General features: G+C 67.7%; 2 protein-coding genes (1 of these 2 running past the window's edge). Both read right to left on the reverse strand.

Annotation, left to right across the window (positions count from 1 at the left end; translation table 11 throughout):
• A complete protein-coding gene (locus N5C88_RS13500; protein WP_280015477.1) occupies positions 1–1,824 on the reverse strand; it encodes an HlyD family efflux transporter periplasmic adaptor subunit in 1,824 nt (607 codons plus the stop codon).
• Positions 1,817–21,700, reverse strand: partial view of a DUF4347 domain-containing protein gene (locus tag N5C88_RS13505; protein ID WP_280015478.1) — the 3' portion only. The gene runs 12,015 nt beyond the window's last position; 19,884 of the gene's 31,899 nt are visible here — the last part of the coding sequence; its start codon lies beyond the right edge, outside the window; its stop codon occupies positions 1,817–1,819. Before N5C88_RS13505 ends, N5C88_RS13500 begins: the two co-directional genes overlap by 8 nt.

Below are 21,700 nucleotides of genomic sequence, written 5' to 3' on the forward strand. Positions count from 1 at the left end.
TCAGCCGAACCAGGCCCACCATTTCAGGCGGAGCCAATCGAAAAACCCGTGCGTCCAGATCCAGGCGTAGCGGCGCTCGTCGATATCGATGCGGCCCACGCCTTCCATGCCTGGCCGCAGCGCGGGCGCCGCCTTCTCATCCAGGCTGGCCTCCAGCCGGAACACCGTCTTGCCCTCCTGCACCTGGGCCAGCGGCACGATGCGCGTGACCGTGAAAGGAATCTGCCGGTCGGGCATGGCGGCAAGAGCCACCCGCCCCGTCTGGCCAACTGCCACGTCATCGATCAGCCGGTCTTCCACGTCGAGCCACAGCCGGTAGCCGTCCGGCGGCGACAGCTTGAACAGCTCCTGCCCGCGCTTGACGGCTTCGCCCAACTGTTGGCTCAGGTCGCCGCTGACTATCGTGCCATCGAACGGCGCACGCAGCGTCGAGCGCTGGATCTGTTCACGATGGAACTGCATCTGCGCCATGGCCTGGCGCGCCTGCGCCTGCGCAATCGCGGCCGCCGCGCTATCGCCGCGCGCCGAGGCTTCTTCGGCCTGGCGGCGGTACTGCACCTCCAGATTGCCCGCGCGCAGCAGCTCCAGCTCGGTTTCGCGCGTGTCCAGGGCGGCCAGGGCGTCGCCCTGCTTCACCTCGTCGCCAGCGCGGCGCGTCGCATCGCTGATGTAGCCGTCGAACGGGGCCGCCAGCACGCGCTGCACCACGCCCTGCACGGTGGCGGTCGCGCTGATGCGGTACGGCCCGTGCGCAAACACGCCCAGCGCTACAACGGTCACCAGCGCCAGCGCGGCCAATTTCCGCCCGATGTAGCGCGGCCCCAGCAGACGGACCGCTTCGCGCAGCGCGCCATCGCGCCACTTGCGCCAGAAGGGGCGCTCCTGCCGCAGGCGCTGGTACAGCACGCGGCCGGCCAGCAGCACCACGCTCTGGCATAGCTCGACGCTTTGCCGGTCGAAGGGCTGCTTGTCCGGCCGTTCGAACACCAGGGCGCCGCGCGCCTCGTCCTCGGGTGCGAACGGCACGGTCAGCACATTGCCGTTGCCAAACTCGCGCGCCAGCTTCTGATGCGCGCGCAGCTGGATCGTGCGCGCTTCGTCTTGCGGCAGGCACAGCGTGGTGTTCTGGTCGATGGCCTCGTCCATGGCCTCGGCCACGGCGCGCATCAGATTCATGTTCTGCACCAGCCGGCTGCTGTGCGACAGCGCATACACCTTGGAGCGGCCGTCCTGCCGAAAGCCGATGCTGACGCGGTCGCACTCCAGGCGGGTCGCCAAATCCGTGACCAGCGTCAGCGCCACATCCTTGAACTGCCCTTCCTTGAGCGCTCGCGCCACGCTGTTGATCACCACCATCAGCCGCTCGACCGTCTGCGCGCTGTCGGCTTCCTGCCGCTGCAACAGCCAGAGCTCCAGCACGCCCGCGCCCCAGCGCAACGCCTGCACCAGCGGCTCAGGCGCCTGCATGGCGGTCTCGAATGCGGCCACGCCATGGATGCGCCCATCGAGCACGATGGGATAGGCAACCACCAGTCCGAGCGCGTCGGCCGACACCGCGACCTCCCGTCCCTGCAGCGATTCGTCGACTGCGCCATAGAACGCCGCGCCGGCCCGGCTGCCCGGCGGGTACTGGGACGCCGCCTCGAAGGGGCCGGCATCCGGTTCACCCAGGATCAGCGCCGCATGACGCACACCCGTCAACTGGCCGGCCTGCAAGGCCAGCCAGGCGTCCAGGAAGGACTGGCGGTCGCTGGCGGCCGACAGCGCCGACCACCAGGCCAGGTCCGCGCGCTTCACCTGCGCGGGCACGACTGCATCATTCATCCTCGCTTCCAGTCTCCGTCAGCTCGGGTTCCCGGCGGCGCACGCTCAGTCCGCGCTTGCGGGCTGCCTTGGGTTCCCACGTGTTGGTCTTCGAATTGAACACGACCGTACCCTTGGAGGCCGCGCCCAACGCCCCGCTCAAGCCCAGCAAGCCCACCCCTGCGGCCAGTGCCACCCGCTCGGCCGCTGATGAACCGGACAGCGGCGCTTGCGCATCCGCCCTGGCGTCCGGCTGCTCGGCTTGCGCCGCGCCCTCGGCTGCCGGCGCCGCGTCCGGCGGCACGGCATCCTCGACCGGCGCCGACGTCGGCGACGCAGCCTGGGCGCCGCCGGCATAGCCTTGGCCCCCGTCCTGCACCGTCTGATCCGTGCGCATCGACACCTGGTGCGGCGCGGCCGACGAAGCATAATCGGAAAGCCCGCCGTCGTGGCGCTCGATTACGATGTCGGGCCGAGCCACGCCCAGGCTGACGCGGGCGGCCAAAGCATGCCCCTGCGCATCCGTCTGGCCATCCGCCGCTCCCCAGCCGGCCAGCGCACCGAACGCGGGCCGCGGCCAATCGCCAAAGTTGCCGTTCCAGGAGAACAGGTTCTCCATGGCGCGCGTGATCAGGTCGGGCGTATTGCCGCCCTGGCCGAAGCGGGTCAGGTTGATGACGCGGCCGCTCGCCGGGTCGATGTAGATCGCCGCGAAGTCGCCCACCATCACATCCTTGGAGAAGTCGCCGCGGAACTTGTCGGCGCCCAGGCCGCCCAGCATGTAGTTGCTGCCGGTCCCCGCCAGCAGGATGTCGTCGCCGCCGAAAGCGATGTCGGTGGTTTCGATCAGGCTGACGCGGTCGTTGACGAAGGCCACGCGGCCGTTGTCGCCCAGCATGACGTTGTTGCCCGCGCCGCTTTCCAGCTGGTCCGCGCCCATCCCGCCCAGCATCACGCCCTCGCCATTGTTGTAGAGGCTGTCCCGGCCGCCCGTCGACGGGTACGAGGTTTCGAACATGGCGATGCGCCCGGCGGCGGTGTACAGCGCCCGCGCGCCGTCACCGGCGATCAGATTGAAGCCGCCTGCGCCCGTCGCGCGGATGACGTCCTCGCCCATGCCGCCGAACAAGGCATTGCGGCCCGCGCCCACGGTGATGGTATTCAGCCCGCCCGCCGGCAGGTTGATCGTCTCCAGCATCCGCAGTCCGGCGCCCGCCAGATAGCGCGCACCGGCGCTCGGCGCCGCCGTATCGATGAAGTCGCCGCGATCGCGCAGGTAGTTCACCGGATCCACGGTCACGATGCGGCCAAAGTTGGCGAACACGATGTTGTTGCCGTCGCCTGCCATGATCGTGTTGCCGCCTGCCGCCAGCCTGTCCGCCGACCCACCCACGGCCAGGCCTGCGGCCTGCTGCGGCGTCAGCACCAAGGTCAGCGCCGCCAGCGATTGCAGATCCGCCCGCGCCGCGGCGCCCATGTCCATCGGCGCGCCCAGGTCTATGTTCATGCCGGCATTGCCGAACACGATGTTGTTGCCCTGGCCCGCGTCGATGACATTGCTGCCGCCGCCGCCCGCGATCAGGTCGTTGCCCAGGCCGCCCAGGATGCGGTCATTGCCCGCGCCGCCGTACAGGATGACACCCTGCGTGGTCGTGCGCGCATCCAGCACGTTGTTGCCGGCCGCGCCGAAATGCAGCGCCTGGCCCGCATGGCGCTGGCCGGGCAGCGCGGTGTAGTAGGAGTCGTCCTGGCTGGTCGAGCCGAACAGCAGCACCGGACGGTCGGCGCCGCCCACCGTGCCGCCCTCGGCCACCAGCAGATTGTTGCCGCCGCCGCCCTGCACCAGCGTCACCGTGCCGACCGTGGCGTGACGCACCGTGTAGGTGTCGTCGCCCTGGCCCAGCATGGTGTTGACCGACTGCACGCCATGGAAAATGACGCCGCGGTCGTACACGTGAGTGCCGGCCTGGCCGGAAAGCGACACCGTGCCGCCCGCGCCGCCCAGTCCCGGCGTCATGCCCAGCCCGGTGATGCGGCCGAAATCGGCCGCCTGCGCGTTGCCGTACAGACGGCCCAGTCCGCTCAGGTTGTCCACCTGGTCCTGCATGCCGGTCTGGCCCGCCGTGGCGCCGTCGTCGAAGATCCGAATGCGGTCATTGACGGGCGCCGTCGAGACCGCCCCCTGATCGCGCGCGCCCAGGACGCCATCCGACTCGCTCGGCAGGCCCACACCCGCGTGCAACGCACTGTCGTAGCCCGGGCGGTCCAAGGTTGCGCCTTCAATCAGCAAGCTGCCCTGGATGCCCGATACGTCGTGCGGCTGATCGCCATAGTTGGCGTAGCTGACGCCCGTGGCCGGATCCACCGTAATGACGGGCTGATCGGTGGCCCGCGGGCTGCGGACCTTGCCCGGCTCGTTGGCCGCGCTGGCATAGGCCGGATCCGCCACCCGCACCAGGATGGGCGGCAGCGCCACATCCTGCAACCCCGGCAGGGTGGTGAAAAGCGAGGCCGACAGATGCAGGTCCAGGCCGGCCAGGCTCACGGGCGGCAGGCCGACGCCGGCTCCGCCCTCGACCTTGATCAACACTTGCTGCGCCGCGCCCCAGGCGTGCGCGCCTGCGCCATTGGCGTCGAAGGCCAGCACCACGCTCTGATGCCAGGTCTGGCCGCCGTCGGTCGACAGCAGCACGCCGCGCCCTTGCAGACCTTGCATGGCCGCAGCCAGCGCATCCGCAGAAGACAGGCCCGCGCCCTGCGACACCGACCCGTACAGCGCGGATGCCACCATGGCGCTGCTCAGGGAAACGTAGGCCTGGCCGGATGCCGGACGCGGCAGCACGCTGGCGTCCAGGCTCACCGACAACGACAGGGTATTGCCGCCATCGGCGTCCAGTTCGCCCGGCTGCGCCGTGATGCTGACCGGCTGCGCGCCATCGAACACGTCGCGCGAACCGCCGCGGCCCGTGACGATGGTATTGCCCGCCACATCTCCCGACAGATCGAAGGTATCGCTGCCGCTGCCGCCGATCAGCGTCGTGATGACGTTGCTGCGGGTCGACAACACGTAGATGTGGTCATTGCCTTCGCGCGCATCCAGATTGACGCGCTGGATGTTCTGGTAGCTGGTGTTCAGCCCCGCGCCGCGTATGCCTTCCTGCGTCAGCGCAAACGCGTCGGCGTCCTCGGAACCCAGCATGGTGTAGGTATTCAGGCCCGCACCGCCGTCGATGGCAACCGGCCCGTTCACGACATAACCGCGCCCGCCGTCGGCCTGCGCCTGCGCTTGCTTGAAGGCATAGACCATGAACTCGTCGTCGCGCTTGCCGCCATGCAGGGCCAGCGGCGCGGCGTTGCTGTAGACGCGGAACACGTTGCTGCTGTTCTCCGCGCCGTACAGCGTCATGCCGTAGCTGTTGCCGCGCGACAGATAGCCCTGCGTCGTCAGCACCGTGCCGATCTGGTCGCCGGCAGCCACTTGCGGCAGCTGACGGTCCAGCGCGTACAGTTGTCCGACCTGGTACTCGTTGTGCTTGGCCGGATCGCTGCCCAGGCCGCCGTCGATGACCACGTGGGTGCCGGTGTCGTCGATATAGAAGCGGTTGCCGCCATCCACCGCATTCAGGCGCAGTCCGCCCGTCATGCTGCGGTCGTAGTTCACGCGCTGGACCGAATCGGCATAGCCCGCGCCTTGCGGCGTGATCTTGGCGACATGGTTGGCGCGGACCAGGAAGCTCTCGTCCTGCGTCGTGCCGTTGATAGTCAGCTTGTTGACGTCGGCCAGGTTTTCGCGGCCGTGGTCGTCGGAATCGTGAACGTTGACGATGATGGAGGTCAGCGCCGCGTTCAGGTTCACGACGATGTGATCGGCGCCGCGGCCCCCATCCACGTCCACCCGGTCCGTCACGCCTGGCGAGCCTTGCTGGCTGGTCAAGGAAGGCAGTTGATCCAGCACGATGAGATCGTTGCCGTCGTTGCCGCGCAGCGAAATCCCGCCCGCCAGCGCGCGCGCCGACAGGTAGATGTAGTCGTCGCCCTCTCCGCCCAGCACGGCGGCGCCCCGCGCCAGCAGGATGCGGGACATCCAGATCTTGTCGTCGCCCGCGCCGGCATCCACGGCCAGATGGCCGAGGAAATCCGACTCCGATAGGGTAATCAGGTCGGCACCGGAACCGGTCGTGATGACGGTATTTCCGCCCACGATCGCGCCGTCCAGCAGAACGATGTTGCCGCCATCGCCCGCGTCCACCGTCAGTGCGCCGGCCAAGCCGCTGGCCAGCACGGTGATTTGATCAAAGCCGGAACCAGTCGTGATGACGGTATTGCCGCCCACGGTCGCGCGGTCCAGCAGAACGATGTTGCCGCCATCGCCTGCGTCCACCGTCAGTGCGCCGGTCAAGCCGCTGGCCAGCACGGTGATCTGGTCGACGCTGGAACCGGTCGTGATGACGGTATCGCCGCCCACGGTCGCGCGGTCCAGCAGAACGCTGTTGCCGCCATCGCCTGCGTCCACCGTCAGCGCGCCGGCCAAGCCGCTGGCCAGCACGGTGATCTGGTCAACGCCGGAACCGGTCGTGATGACGGTATCGCCGCCCACGGTCGCGCGGTCCAGCAGAACGATGTTGCCGCCATCGCCTGCGTCCACCGTCAGTGCGCCGGCCAGACCGCTGGCCAGGACGGTGATCTGGTCGACGCTGGAACCGGTCGTAATGACGGTGTTACCGCCCACGGTCGCGCGGTCCAGCACAACGACGTTGCCGCCATCGCCTGCGTCCACCGTCAGTGCGCCGGCCAAGCCGCTGGCCAGCACGGTGATCTGATCAAAACCAGAACCGGTCGTGATGACGGTATCGCCGCCCACGGCTGCCGCTTCCAGCAGCACCGTGTTGTCGCCTTCGTCTGCCAGCACGGTCAACGCGCCCGCGATCCGCGTATTCAACACAGACACTGCATCGTCGCCCAACCCGGTCTGCACCAGGGCATTGCCGCGCAGATCGGATGCATCGAACACCACCGCGTCGTCGCCATCCAGGGTGCGCACGACGGTGTCCTGCTGGTCGATCAACTGCGCCCGCAGCGTTACGCGGTCCCGGCCAGAACCGCCGGTGACGTCCAGCAAGAGGCCTTGGACCAAGGCCCCATTGCCATCCACCCCGCCGCCGATCTCGGCGCTGGCGCCGAACGTGATGGCGTTGTCGCCCGTTGCACTGCCGTAGACATGCACCTGCGGCGCCAGCAGGCGTCCATTGATGTCCGCCACCGCGGCTTTGCCGTAGCCCGCCTGGCCACGGTCATCGCGGTCCACGCGCAGATTCATACGCTGGCCCGCCTGGATCAGCGCGCCCGGCATGAGGCCGCTGCGGCCCGCCACCGACAGGTTGTTGCCCGCCAGCAGGCTGAGCGCGCCCATGACGCTGATCACGGAGTCCGCCGCCAGGACGATGTCGCCCGAGGCCGCCGTCTGTCCGCCTTCGTGGCGCGCCACCAGCCATGCGTTGTTCGCCTCGATGCGGCCGATGTTCATGGACAACGCCTGCGACACGCCTTGCGCGTCAGTGGCAGCACCCGCCTGCACCAGCGCCACGTCGCCGCCCGCCAGGGCGTTGATCGTCGCCTGCGGCCCGACTGCCGCCACGATCAGGGCATCGTTGACCTGCACGCCGGCGACGTCGGACTGCGCATAGCCGCCAACCGAGCCGCCCGCCGTGAAGTACAGGCTGCCGCCCGTCACGACCGCGTCCGTCCGGCCGCTGGAAACTCCCGGATGCGCCGTCTTGTCGTTGACGATGCTGGCCTGGCTGGCCAGATGCACCTCATCGCGCGAGCGCGACTCCACACGAGACAGCGTCAAGTCATGGACGCCCAACTGACTGAGCGATATCGAGCCTTGAGCCGAGGCCACCAGATGGCCGGACAGGTCCGTCAACAGCGGCGAGCCCAGCTCGCCTATCGTGCCGGACAGGGTTTCCAGCCACACGTTGCGCGCCGTGATGGCGGCCTGGCCGGACGGCGTGCCGTTCAGGATCGAATCCAGCGCATAGATGCGCGCATCCCCGCGGACCCCGTTGGCATCGACCACGTCGATGCCGCCCAGGCGCAGGCTGTGCATGCCGTACAGATTGACGCCTTGCGCCGCCGAGGCGCGCACCAGCGCTTGCGCGTCGCCCTGCGAGATGCTGATCAGCAGCGGCGTGCCCTGCTGCGACAGGTCCGCGCCCAACTGGCCCACGGACTGGCCGGCGATCAGGACCACCTCCCGCGTGTAGCCCAAGGCGGCGAGGTCCGCCGCGCCCAGATCCGACAGCACCACGTTCGCATACTGCCGCTGCCCTTGGGCCGTGGCGTTCAGGATCGATTGCCCCGCCTGCAGCGTCACGCTGCCGGCCGACACCACCTGGCCGACCAGCAGATTGGCGTCCGCCTGGTAGGACGAACCTCCTGCCGCCGTGCCCTTGGTGTGCGCCAGGACCAAGTTCAGGTCCTGCGCGCCCACCTGCGACACCCGCGCCACGCCGCCCGCTTCCACGTACAGGGAATGGCCCGCGGCGAGATTCAGCTGCAGGTGCTTGGCGCCATCGTATTGATAGATGCCGTTGGCGTCGCGCGTGCTGCCCACGACGTCCTTGTCCGCCACCAGGCTGACCTGGCCGGCGCTCTCCAGCGTGCCGGCGTCGGTGCCGATGATGGAGCCGCCCTGCGCGCTGACCGTGATGGTGATGCCTTCCTTGGCATGGATGTCGCCCAGGCGGATGCTGCCCTGCGGCGAGTCCAGGCCCACCGTGGTGTCGCTGTATGCGGACACCACGCCGTTGACAGCCTGCACCGCGAGCGAGCGCGTCAGTTTCAACGTCAGATAGCGCGGGTCGCGCATATCGCCCACCAGCATGCCGGCGCTCAGCGCCTGCGGGCTGGCGCCATCCTGCGCCATGTACGGCACGCTGATCTGGCTCCAGACCGGATCCAGGAAGCCGCTGCCGATATCCACCACCTGCACGCCGCTGGCGCGCGCGGCATCGATATTGGCCTGCAGCTGGCTGCGCTGGCCCGCCGTTGCGCCTTCCAGCATCTTGCTGTTGTAGATGAAGACGTCGCGGCTGTTCTGGTACAGGTCGAAACGCTCGGCAAACAGGAACTGCACGGCGCTGTTGGCCGCCAGCGTCCTGCCCAGCATCAACGAGGCATCGTTGGAGAACAGCGGTTCAAAGCGCTGCCACAGCGACGTATCGGAGAAATCGACGCTGGCGCGGTCCAGCGGCATGGTGCCGGCCGGGCCGATGTAGCGGTAAAGCGTGTGGTATACACCCGCCAGGTTGACCGCGTTGGCGCGCGACAGGATGGCCTTGTCGGCCTCCGGCAGCGAGTCGAACACGTTGGCGCGGTCGGCTTCCGACAATCCGCCCAGGTTGGGCAACTGCAAGGTGTAGTCGCCGAGTTCGGCGCCGATCGAGCCCTGGCCGGAAGTTCGCAGCACGATGTCCGCGCCCGCCTTCACGTTCAGGAAGCGGTCGGCGGGCGGCGCGCCCTCGCCGCTGACCTCCAGGTCGAAGACCTGTTCGTTGATGGCCGCCGACACCGGATACAGCAGGTTGTTCTCGATATTGCGCAGCGTCGCCGTCGAGAAGTAGAAGAAATGGCCCGCATCATAGGTCTGGCCGTACAGGGCGATCTCCTGCGCGGTCTGCGGCGGCGCGTCGGCGCGCACCGAGTAGACGCGCGTATACGCCTCCACCCCTGCCCCATTCAGGCTGGACGCGTCGAACGCCAGCGTGATGGCCTGGCCCAGGTTCGGGTACAGGGCCAGCAAGCCGTCATTCTGCCCTGCGCCGGTCTGGTAGAGCATGGCGTCGGCCAGCGATGCCGCCAACCGGATCGTGCCGTCCGCGCCCACGATGGCGTAGTAGGCCGTATCGGCCCGCACGTCGCCCACGGAGTGCCGGAAGTAGATCTCGTCGCCGGTGCGCAAGGCGCGCAATTGCCCGCTGCCGTCGTCGACGATGTTCATGTCGGCCAGCTTGAAACTGCCATCGGCCACGGCCGTCAATCCGGACACCGCGATTCCGGCAACGGATTCCAGCCTATCGCGCCAGTAGTTGTGATACTCGGCCGTCTGCGCCAATTCCTTGTCGACCACGTAGTCGTAGACGACCTGGTTGCGCGTCGACTTGACCAGGTCCTTGGCCGCGGCGATGTTCAGCGCGGCTGGCAGGTAGTTGGGGTCGAAGCCCTGGTTGCGCAACTGTTCATGCAACGCTTGCAGCTGGGCGCTCAAGCCTTCGGTGGAGCCCGCCGCCTGCGTCTGGAACAGGTGCGTGGAGACGGTGAACATGCCGCGCACGTCCGCCGCCGCGAAGCCGCGCAGCAGTTCGCCGGTGATGCCGGCATCCGTGAACAGCGCCTTGGCCAGCGCCTGTCCCTCCGCCGTCTGGTTCAGCGCCTGGATCTGCTGGTACAGCACCGCCTGTTCCTTGGAGGCGAACAGCTGGATCGTATTGTTGGCGCCGACCAGCACGTAGTAGGCCACGTTGGTCTGCAGGCTGGACACCTTGCCCGTCTGCAGGCGCACGTCGTTCAGGTACACGCGGTCGAAGTCCTGCAAGGCGCGATAGCCCGTCACCTGGCCGCTTGCGTCAGTGACCGGCACGATGTTCATGTCGGTCAGCGTAATGACGTTGTCGGCCTGTACCGAAGCGCCGCTGGCGGCTGCGTCCAGCAGCCTGACGGTGACCGCTCCAGGAGAATTGCCCGCGAGCGCAAGGATTTTGCCGACGGTGACGGGGTCGCCGCCATTGAAGGCGCCGTCCACGCTGTCGGACAGGGTCACCACGCGGCCGTTCACGCTTTGCACGTAATAGATGACCGTCTGCGTCGAATTCGCGAAGCTCAGCTCGATGCGCTGGCCCTGCACCAGGCGGTCGGTGCCCGGCAATGTCAGCGTGGCCACGCCGAACTGCGTCAGGGACTGTTGCGCGAAGCCCGAGTCGACCAGGCGGATGCCGGCGTTGACGGTCTTGCCCTGCAAGGTCGGCGTATAGGCGCCGGTGGCAACCGGGTCGTGGACGTTGGTGTTCTTGTAGACGTCCAGGTCCATCAATTGCGACTTCTGCGCGTAGACCTTGCCGCTGAAGGTGATGCGGCCGGTCAGCCAGTCGCTGTCGGAGCTGGCGGCCGTCAGCGGATTGCCGTTGGCATCGACGATGGTCAGGATGTGCAGCGTGCCGTTGTCGTAGACGCCCAGCTCATGGCCCTGCAAGGCGCCGTTCTGGTTCGTCATGTACAGCTCCAGGCCCGCCAGCGAGATCGATTGCCCGCTCTGCAACAGCGCCTTGATGCTGTTGGCCAGCTGCGTGCGCGCGCTGTCGCTCAAGCCCGCGCCGGTCAGATCCCAGCTGAAGCTGTTGCCCATGTCCACGTACTCGGCGTAGCCCGCGCCGACGCCCGACTTCTCCGTGTAGGTGTGGAAGGGCAACAGGTTGCTGCCGTACCAGCCCCAGTAGGACGTGGGGGTATCCGACGTCAGCACGCCCTGCTTGAGCGCCGACGCGCCGAAGCCGCGCTGCACCGTGTAGGCCACGGCCAGCGTAGCCGCGCCCGAACTCGCGCCCTTGCCCAGGCCGGTCAAGCCGTATGCCAGTTCCGTCGGCAAGCGGGTCGAAACCACCGTACCCGCGCCGTTGCGGATGTAATAGTTCTTCGTCTCCACCGCCGCGCCCGAGAAAGTCACGGACACGTGGTTCTGCGAGTTGTACAGGCTGGTGGCGGGCGAGCCGTCCGCCTGGACCAGGCTCAGGGACTCGATGCGGCGCGTGTAGCTCACGCCGTCTATCGTGAAGGTGATCTCGCTGCCGATCAGCCCGTTGCCGGCATTGTTCATCCACTGGTTGTAGGCTGCCACCGAGGAGACGCCGCCTGGCATGCTCCAGCCCAGCTGCGTGCCGGAAAGCAGCAGCTGATTGGAGACAACGGAGCGTTCGATGACGGACCATGCGCTATTCGGCGCGGTGGAGGTCAGGTTCGCGTACAGCGAGCCCGCGCCCGTGGCGATCTGGTCGTTCGGGTTCGCCAGGTTGTGCTGCAGGATCGCGTTGACGATGGCCGAGCTGATGTCCTGATCGCCCGCTTGCGGCGTGCCCACGGCGCCCGCGGCCGGCACAGCGGGCCGCACCGTGTCGGTGGTTCCGGTGTAACTGGCGGCCCCGGCCGTATCGGCGCCATTGCTCAGCACGATGTTCAGTTCGCGATGGCCATTGGGATCGGCGGTGGTCAGATCGCCCACATACGGCGACTTGAGCCGGATGAGGACGGTATCGAAGCTGTTCGACCCCCACCACGATTCCGTGGGCAGGATCTGATCGATCGCCAGCACCTGCCCGCCCACCAGTATGCTGGTGTAGCTGCGCATTCCCGCCAGCACGCGCTGGGCGTAGTCGACGATGGACGGATCCGCCTTGGCGGCGAACTGCGTCATCTGATCGGCGGTGAGCTGCAGGCGCAGCGTATCGGAACCCTGCTGCGTGGTCAGGGCGCCCGTGGGCAGCGTGAAGCTGATCGGCAGATTGGCGTTGGACTGCTCCGTTGCGCCCGCAAGCGCATACGACGGTCCGTACAGCACGCCCTGGCTGCCGGCGGTATAGCCCAGCGAGGCCAGCGACACCGGGCCCGCGCCCGGGTTGGACGGATCGTACAGCGTGAAGCTGAACCGATAGACGCCATTCGCGCCGCTACCCGCCACCAGCCCCAGATATCCCAGGATCTCGGTGCGGGCGTTGCCGTTCAGGCTGTTGTTGTACGCCAGGCGCACCAGGCGATGGCCGTCGACCGCCGCCTGCAAGACCGCGGCATACTCATCGGCCGTCATGCCGATCGCCAGGTACTGGCCGCCCTCGGCCTGCGTGCTCAGGTAGGTGCCCGCGCCGCCCAGCGTCACGGTGGCGGTTTGCAGCGAGCGCACTCCCGACCAATAACTGTCGTACTGCGCCAGTTGCGCGCTCAGTTCGGCCAGGATCTTGGCCGTGACCGTGGGGTAGGCCTTTTCCGTCGCGGTGCGCGTGTCGGCCAGTTCACCGTCCAGCAGCGAACCGCCGTTCAGGCTGATGTGCACGCCGCCCAATTCCGCGTACACGGCGGCCTGCGGGTTGCTCCAGTTCACCGGCTTGACCAGGGTCAGGTCGGCGTTCAGGACGTTCTGCGCCAGATAGATGCTCTTGTCGGCGCCGGCGGGTCCGCCCGCCAGGCCCGCCTGGGCCGCGAAGCCCTGGCGCGCATGGATGACCAGCGCCTTGGACGCCGTGCCAATGGCGCCGTAGCCGGCGTTCAGCTCGATCCGGTTGCCCGAGACCACCGTGTCGTTGCCCGCGGACGCGTGGCTGAAGATGCCGTTGAGCGCTTCGATGTAGACCGTGCCAGCGGACGAGGCGACCTTCTTCAAGGAAGCCCAGGAGCTGGCGCCGCCATCCGAGAAGTAGTTCAGGCGGATGTCGTTGCGCGCCTCGGCCCGGGTGTAGCCGCTGGAACCCATGATGTTCAGGTTGATCGCGCCACCCAGCGCGATGGCGTCGACATTGACCACGGCGGATGCGCCGGACGGCATCTGGCCGTTGGCATCGCGCGCCATGATGCCGACCTCGCCCTGCATCGTGATGGAGGTCGGCGTGGAGGCCGACACGGCCTCGATACGCACGGTCTTGCCATTGCCGACGATCAGGTTGCCAGCCAGCGTCACGTTGCCGTTGCTGCGGATGTAGATGGCGTTATCGCTGTTGCTGGAGCCCATGAAGCTCAGCGTGATCTCCTGCGATGCCGGCACATAGAAGGTGAACAGTTCCTGCTGCTTCTTCTCGACCACTTGCGTGAGCGTGGTGGTCTTGGTGCGCAGCCAGCCGCCCCCGCTGGTGTGCGGGCCGTCGTTGCGCACGATCACGCCGGTATTGAACTTGCGGTAGGCCACGCTGAACGCGGACGTGTCCAGCGCCGTGCCGCCCGACGATTCCAGGCGGTAGTGCTTGCCGTCGGGGCCGACTATGTCGCCGTTGGCGTCCTCGACCAGGCTCTGCGTGCCGCTGCCCTCGATCGTGGACGGCAGCAGCGCTTCGTTCAGCTTGCCGCTGGCCGCCAGCTGCTGCTTGAGCGCGTCCGGCACCGAATTGATGCCGTCGTAGGCAAGCACCGTGGACACCAGCACCGGGCGCGGCGTCTCGTAGACCGTCACGGGGCCGGACTTGGTGGTGTCGTTGTCGGTCAGCCAGCCCAGCGGATCCCAATCCCCGAACAGGTTGAAGCGCTTGGTGGTGTAGACCGTGGTGGTGGTCTCTCCCGAGGTCCAGCCCATGACCCACACCATCATCTGGCCGGTCTGCGGCTTGTATGAAAGGGTCAGCGTGCGGCCGTCCTGCAGCGTGCCGGCGGAATTGCTCAATCCGCCAGCATCGCGCTGGCCGGCGGCGTTCTCGTAGACCCAGATCCAGCTCAGCGCCAGCGGATCCGCCGGGTCCGGCGTGACCTGCACGAACTTGTTCCAGACCGTGTGCACGACATTGTTCAGGCCCTGCAGTTCATACAAGTCCTTCTGCCCGCGCGACGTATCGATGATTTCGATGCGGCCGCGGCGATAGGTGCTGACGTCGATATCGTGCGTCACCAGCGCGTAGGTGGTCTGGTTGTCGATATGGACCGAGGCGTAGCCGTTGGCCACGACCAGGTTGCCGTTGCCCACCGACACGATCTGCCCGGTCAGCGAAATGCTGCCGCCCGCCAGCCTGACCGGATCCAGGATGATGGTCTGCGTGGCGTAATCGAAACGGCCCGTGATGGCGCCATAGCGGTTCAGGGAACCGTCCGCGCTGAACGACACGCCGTTGATGGCGTAGCCGTTGCCATCCTGCAAGGCCTTGTCCTGATCGCCGCGGAAAGAGCTGTCGATCTTGATGTAGGCATCCGTGACACCGCTCTGGATCTTGCCGTCGATGTTCAGCGTCAAGGCCGAAATGCTGATCGCGCCCAGGGCGAAAATGCGCGAATCCCGCGCCGCCGGGTTGTCGTTCAAATACTTCGAGAAAGGCTCGAGCTTGGTATAGCCCCACTTCAGCAGCACGTTCTGCATCGTGTCGTCGATGCCGGTGCTGGCGCCGCTGTTCTTCAGCGCGTTGATGACGTTCTGCCACTTGTCGTTCAGGAAGGTGGGATCGGCGCCCGAGTTGTACCAGCCCTCGCTCTGCAGGCTGAAGTTGCCCTTGGCCACGATGTCCAGGCTGAGCGCCTGGATGGTTCCCGACACATTGATGCTGCCCAGCGCGTTGATCACCGACACCTTGCCCAGCGGGTTGACCACCGCGCCCATCAGGCTCAGGTCGACCGGCGCGTTCGCAATCATCTTCGCCACGCTGTTGGTCGGATCGTCTGGGTCGTTCAAGGCGCCGCCGAACGGGTCCGCGGCCCAGCCGTTCTTGATCTGGCTGATGCTGACCTCGGCCGTGTCGGCGCCCGACGCGCCCTTCACGGACACGTCGTTGACGTACAGGTGTCCGGTCTTGAAGACCTTGAGCTGGCCGTCGGATCCCGGGCGGATGATGGTGCCGTCCAGCACCACCGCGTCCCGGACGTTCATCAGCATCGGCGAATCGTTGACGATATTGATCTGGGTGTTGGCGCGGGCATCGATGCCCGACCGGTACACGCCGCCGGTATCGGTCGCGTTCACATAGACCGAGCCGCCGGACGCGTACATGTCCGGCATGTCGATGAAGAAGGTACTGAAGGAATCCAGGTAGCGGATCTGGCCATTCTGCAGCTTCACGCCCATCTGGATGCTTTGCAGCTGCTGCTGCAAGGCGGCGATATTGGCCTGATAGCGCGCCACGGCCTGCGGATTCGACGCATGCTCGGCCTGCATCCGCGTCAACGTGCGGATCTGCTCGCTGATGACGTTCTGCTGGCTGGCATAGCGCAGCGTAGGCTGGGCAATGTCCACCGTCTTCAGTACGAAGTACAGCTTGCCGACGTTGCCGGCGGCAAAGCTCCCGAAGTTCGACTTCATGGCATCGCCGACCTGGGCGGCCGTCGGATTGCTCAAGTACATCCAATAGCTGCTGTTGGCGTAGTCCTCCGCCGCCAGGTCCAGGTCGCGGCTGTTGGGACTGTTGTAGCGGTAGTAGCTGCCGTTGTGCTCAATGATCATCCCGGCCGTGACGTTGACCTTGATGTCGCTGGCGCTGAACGCGGTCAGTTCATAGCGCACGTCGATGTTGACCGTGCCTGGCGCTCCGTCCAGGCTGGTCTTGCCCGCGCCCAGCAGCTTCTCCAGGATCGCCCTGACCGCGGGTGAGTTCGAGTCGAACCGCAGCGGCGCTCCCGCAGCGGGCAGCGTGGCGCTGGTGTAGCCCAGTTCCTCCAGCAGTTCGGCCGGGATGACGAACAGGTTGGCCGCATTGTTCACGCCCGCGATGATGCGCGTGGCGGCGCCCGTGGCCACCTTGCTCGACGTGGTATCCACCACGCCCTCGGCCAGCTTGACCGTGGGATTCAGGTTCAGGCCGATCACCTGCACCGAACCGTTCACGCGCGCCTGGTCCAGCTTCGACGGATTGGTCTCCAGCCGCACGTTGCGCTGCGCCTTGAGCACCGAACCGTTGGCCGCCACACCGTCGATCAGCACGGTGTTGATCTGGCGCGCCTTGGCGCCGCTGTCCACCGCCGGCACCTGGGCGATGCCCACCAGGGTGAACGACACGTTGTCGTTGGCCAGCAGATAACCGGTCGACAAAGGATCGGTCGCCTTGCCGTTGCCCGCCAGCGCCAGGATGTTGTCGCCTTCGATCGAGGCGTTGTCGATCTGGATGGCGTTGCGCACCGTCAGGTTGTTGTTGCTGTCCGACTTGCTGAAGCTCGACACGGAAACCACCAGCAGATCGCTGATCGTGGTCGTCACGCCGCGCGTGTTGGCGGCCATGACCACGTCGCCGAAGGCATTGCGCAGGAACGCGCCGTTCACCTTGACCTGGGCCAGCGCGCCGTCGGTGCTGAGCTTGTTGGTCGACAGCGTCACCGACACGCCCGCCACGCCGGTGATCTTATTGCGCTGGGTGTAGATGATGTCGTTGGTCGCGACCAGGTCCAGCATGCCCGGCGTATCGAAATTGCCCCGCGCCTGCACCACGGTCATGCCGGCCGTATCGAGGGTGCTGTTGGCCTGCCGCGCGCCGGTAACGGTGATGCTCGACTCCGGCTTGATCGTGACCGTGTGCTTGCTGACGTCGGCGCCCGCCACCCTGACCGAATAGCCGCTCAGGGTAGAGGTGCCGCGCACGGTATTGTTGCTGCGGATATCCAGCTTGTTCCCGATCACGTGCGCGCCGCCGCCGATCTCGATGGCGGACTTGCCGCCCAGATCGACGTCTATCTTGCCTTGCCGTCCCGCCACCAGCGCGATCGTGCCGGCGTCCATCTTGACGTCCACGGACTGCACCTGGTCCGCCGTGATGCTCAGCAGGGTGCCGTCGATGCGGGCGCTGTTGCCGATCTGTACGCGCGTGTCCAGCGAGGTCGTCAGCGAGGCGCTATCTATCGATACCGTCACGCCGCCCACTTCCAGCGAACGGGCCTCGGCCAGCAGGCCGGCCTCGCCATTGCGCTCCGTGGTTCCCTTCGCGGTCACGCCGATGATGGCGCCCTGCAGCGTCGCGTTGTCCACCGACGCCTTGAGCGAGCCGCCCAGGCGGGTTTCGGCGTTCATCACGCCCACGCCGATCACGCCGCCGGTGATCGCCTTCGAATAGGCCCGGCCGTAGTACGTGCCCTGGGCATTGATATTGACCATGCCCGGGGTTTCGCCCAGGCCCGGCGTGGTAACCGACAGGCCCTGCAAGACCGCGCCGTTGCGCGCTTCGGCCAGCGTCGTCGTGGCAATGTCCACCAGCGCCTTGTTCACGTTGACGGCCAGCCCGGTGGTGGCCGCTACGCCGGCCGTCTGGGTCTGGCTGAAGTCCACGCTGACCAGCGCGTTCAGGTCCACCAGCGGCGCGCTGACGGTCGTGGCGTCCACGGTCGCCGTGGTCGTGTCGCGCGCGATGTTTTCGGCAATGCCCACGCCGATCGCCGCGCCCACCATGCCCACCGCCACGCTGACTTGCGTCAGGTCTATATCGGCGCGGACCTGGGTATCGGCCTTGACCTCTACCTTGCCCAGCGCCCCCACCTTGCCCGCGCCCGAGACCCGGGCGCTGACGGCATTGCGGGTGTTGTTGGTCACGCGCACTCCCGCGCCCGACGCCGCGATACCGCCGCCGACCGCCACGGAGGCGGTGACCGCGTCCAGACCCTTGAATTCGGTTTTCTCGACCGCCACGACCGAGACTGCATCCTGCGCGCCGACGTTCTTGCCGTTGGCCGTATTGATATAGGCGCTGACCTCGTTGGCCGCCACGCTATCCACCAGCGTCACGGCCAGGGCCAGATTCAATCCAAAATTCCCCGGCACGGGCAGCGACGCCGCCACGGCCACGCCATAGGCGCCGGACTTCAGGATGGTGCTGCTGTCCTGGGCGCGCACGTTCACCGAGCCCGCCCCGCCGATGATGCCGGCGATGGCTTCCGAGCCCTGGATGTAGGCGGAGGTGGCCGTCGCAAAACGGTTGTTGACCTGCACTCCGGATCCGGCGGCCGACCCGCCGAAGCCCGCCACCGCCACGCTGCCGGCGAAGTTGACGCTGGTAAGCGTTTCGCTGGACGTGGCCAGCACGTCCACATTGCCCTTGGCGACCGAGATCGTGCTGTTGTCGATATAGGCCAGCGCCCGGTTGGCGCGGTTGACGCCGTCGTCCGAATGGACGCCGAACGTGTTCTTGGCGATTGTCACGCCAATGCTGGCGCCCAGGCCCGCGCCCGTGGCGCTGACCGACACCGCGCCAGCCACGGCCGAGATGCTGGAGGTATTGTCCGCCTTGACCGACACGCCGGTACCCGCCGTGACCGTCGAGCCGCTGATGTAGCCGCCCACGTCGTTGGCGACAGTCTGCGTGCTCTCCGCCCCCGCTCCCGACACCGCCACGCCCCCAAAGCCCGCGGCAACCGAGGCCGCGACCGACACGCCGTCCAGCGTCGCGGTTTCCTTGGCCGACACCGCCACGGCGTCCGACACGTTCAGCGTCGATCCGGTCACGGACGACTGCACGCTCATGGCTGCCACGTTGCGCGCCACCGACGCGCCCACGGACAGGGATCCGCCCTGCATTGCGAACGCCAGCGACGCGCCGATGGCCTTGGCCTCCAGCGTCGTCGTGTCTTCGGCCGTAACCGTCGCCCGCGTCATCTGCACGCCTGCGCCGGCGCTCAACACCGAGTTCGACAGCGCCGCCTCGACCGCGCCCAGCGCCTTGTTGCTGGCCAGGGCCACGCCGACCGACAGCGCCAGCCCCTGGGAGGTACCCGCCAGACTCGCGCCCGCGGCGGTCGCCTTGAGCGTGGACTTATTCGACGCCTTGATGTTCAGGCTGGCCGCGCCCCGCACATTGGGGTCGATCTGCGTCAGGCCGTTGACCTCGGCGCGCGTGACGGCGCGCGAGGTGTTGTAGGCCGACGACCCGGCGGCCGCCAGCGCCAGCCCCTGGTAGGCGATGCCCACCGCGCCCGCCACCACCACCGCTTCCAGCGTCTGCACGGTATCGGCGGTGACGTTGATGGCGCCCAGGTTGGACACCTGCGTATTGGCGAGGCTGGCGCGCGCGCCCGCCGCCTGCGTAATCTCGTTGTCGGCCAGCGAGGCGCCGATGGCCAGCGAGCCGCCCGCGGCCGTGAAGGCCACGCTGGCGACCACTACCGTGGCCTTGATGGTGCCGCTCATGTCGGCGTCTATCGTCAGCGCGTTGGCGCCGTTGCCGCTGACGCGCGAGTTTTCCATGATCGCCACCGCGGACGAGCCGATCACGTTGCGCGCATCGGCGCCTCCGCCCGCCAGCGAAACCCCGCCCAGGCTGACGCCCGCCGCGATCGACACCGCCACCGCCACGGTGTGAATGTCGGCCTTGCTGTCGGCCTTGACGGTTATGACCGGCGCACCGGTGAAGTTCACGCCATCCACCTTGGCCAGCGTGTCGTTGGCGACTTCGTTCTGCGCCAGCGATACGGCCACCGACAGCGACGCGGTCGCACCCAGCGACACCGCCACCGAGATCGCCACGGCGGCGATCGTGCTGTCTATGCGTGACTGGTCTGTCGCCGTAACGGACACGCTGCCCGCATCCCAGGCATGTGCCTGGCCCTGGTCCGTAATGCTGGCGGTGATGGAGGTCTTGATCTTGTTGACCGCCCTGGCGCCGGCGCCGGCGCCCGAGACCGCCAGGCTGGCGCCGTCGACGATGGGCGGCGCATAGGCCACCGACACCGCCACCGTGCCCGCCACCACCACGGCGTCTATGCTTTGCTGCCGGTCGACGCTGCCGTCGGCCTTGAATTTCACATTGCTCGCATCCACCGTGACCGCGCCCGCGATGACGGCGCTGCGGTCGATCGACGCCGCGATCTCGTTGACCGGCCTGCCCGCGCCCAGCGCAACCACCTGGCCGGCGCTATTGACGTCGTAGCCGATGACGTTCTCGGCCATGGCCACGCCCACGGATGCCGAAGCGGCCGCGTAATGGCTGACAGAGACCGACGCCGACATGCCCAACACCACCGCATCGATCTGCGACAAGCCCAGCGCCCGCACATCGAGCGCGCCGCGCGCCCCGCCCGCGTCCCGCGTATCGATGACGGCATCGGCAATACCCGCCTTCACGCTGGCCGATATGACGTTGCGCGCCAGCGCGCCGCCGCCACCAATGGCGGCGTTGGCGCTATCGCCCACCGACACCGCCACCGAAGCGCCCAGCACCACCGACAGGATGTCGGCCTGCTGGATCGCGCTGACCGACAGCCTGGCGCCGCCAGTCTCGATGCGCCCGCCCCGGATCTCGGCCTGCACCGTGTTGAAAACCTTGTTGACCGCGACGCTGGTGCCGACCGCGATCGCCACGCCGGCGCTGCCGGCCTGCACGCTGACCGCGCCGCCGACCGCAATGGCGGTAATGGCGGCGCGATCCGACGCCGACACCGTCACGCCCTGGCTGCCGCCACGCGTGCGGAGGATGGAATCGTCGACCCGCGCGCGCACCGTCGTGCTGATTTCGCTGATGGCCACCGATACGCCCACCGAGGCGCCGGCGCCCATGCCGCCCGCGGATACCGCCACCGCCAGCGCGCCCGCCACGGTCACGATGGTTCCCGTGTTCTCGGCGTTGACGCGCACATCGCCGTCCAGATAGCCATTGTTCAGCGGCGACACGTTCTTCAACGTGGCTTCCACCGACCCGCCTATGGTGTTGCCGCTGCCCGCGCCGGCGCCCGCGCCGGCAAAGCCCTGCCCCACCGCGACCGCCGCCGCCACGCCGATCGATACCGACACGATGCGCGAGTCATTGATCGCGTCCACCGCCAGGCCATTAGCCGAACCGATCTCCGTACGCAGGCTGCCATTGCTGGCGCTGCTGCCGTCGATATAGGCCCGGGTCTGGTTGTTGACGGTGTTGTGGGTGGCCGACACGCCGGCCGCAATGCCCGCACCGCTGCCCGGCGACACCGCCACACCCAGCCCGCCCGCCACGGCCAGCACGTAGCCGTCGTCGCGCGCCTGCACGGCCACGCCCGGCGCGCCGCCCGCCGACAGCGCCTCGACCAGGCGCGCGTTGCGGATGCCGGCCTCGTTCTTGCTGTTCAGCCGGTTCACCGACACCGCACCGCCCACCGACACCGCCGCCGTGCCCACGGCCACGCTGCCCGCCACGGTCACGTTATGAATCTGCCCCTTGAAGAGCGAAGCCACCTGCACGTGCGCGCCGCGCACGGCGCCCTGCGTATCGCGGATCTGCGCCGA

Source organism: Achromobacter sp. GD03932 (assembly GCF_029839485.1).
GTDB lineage: Bacteria > Pseudomonadota > Gammaproteobacteria > Burkholderiales > Burkholderiaceae_B > Achromobacter > Achromobacter bronchisepticus_A.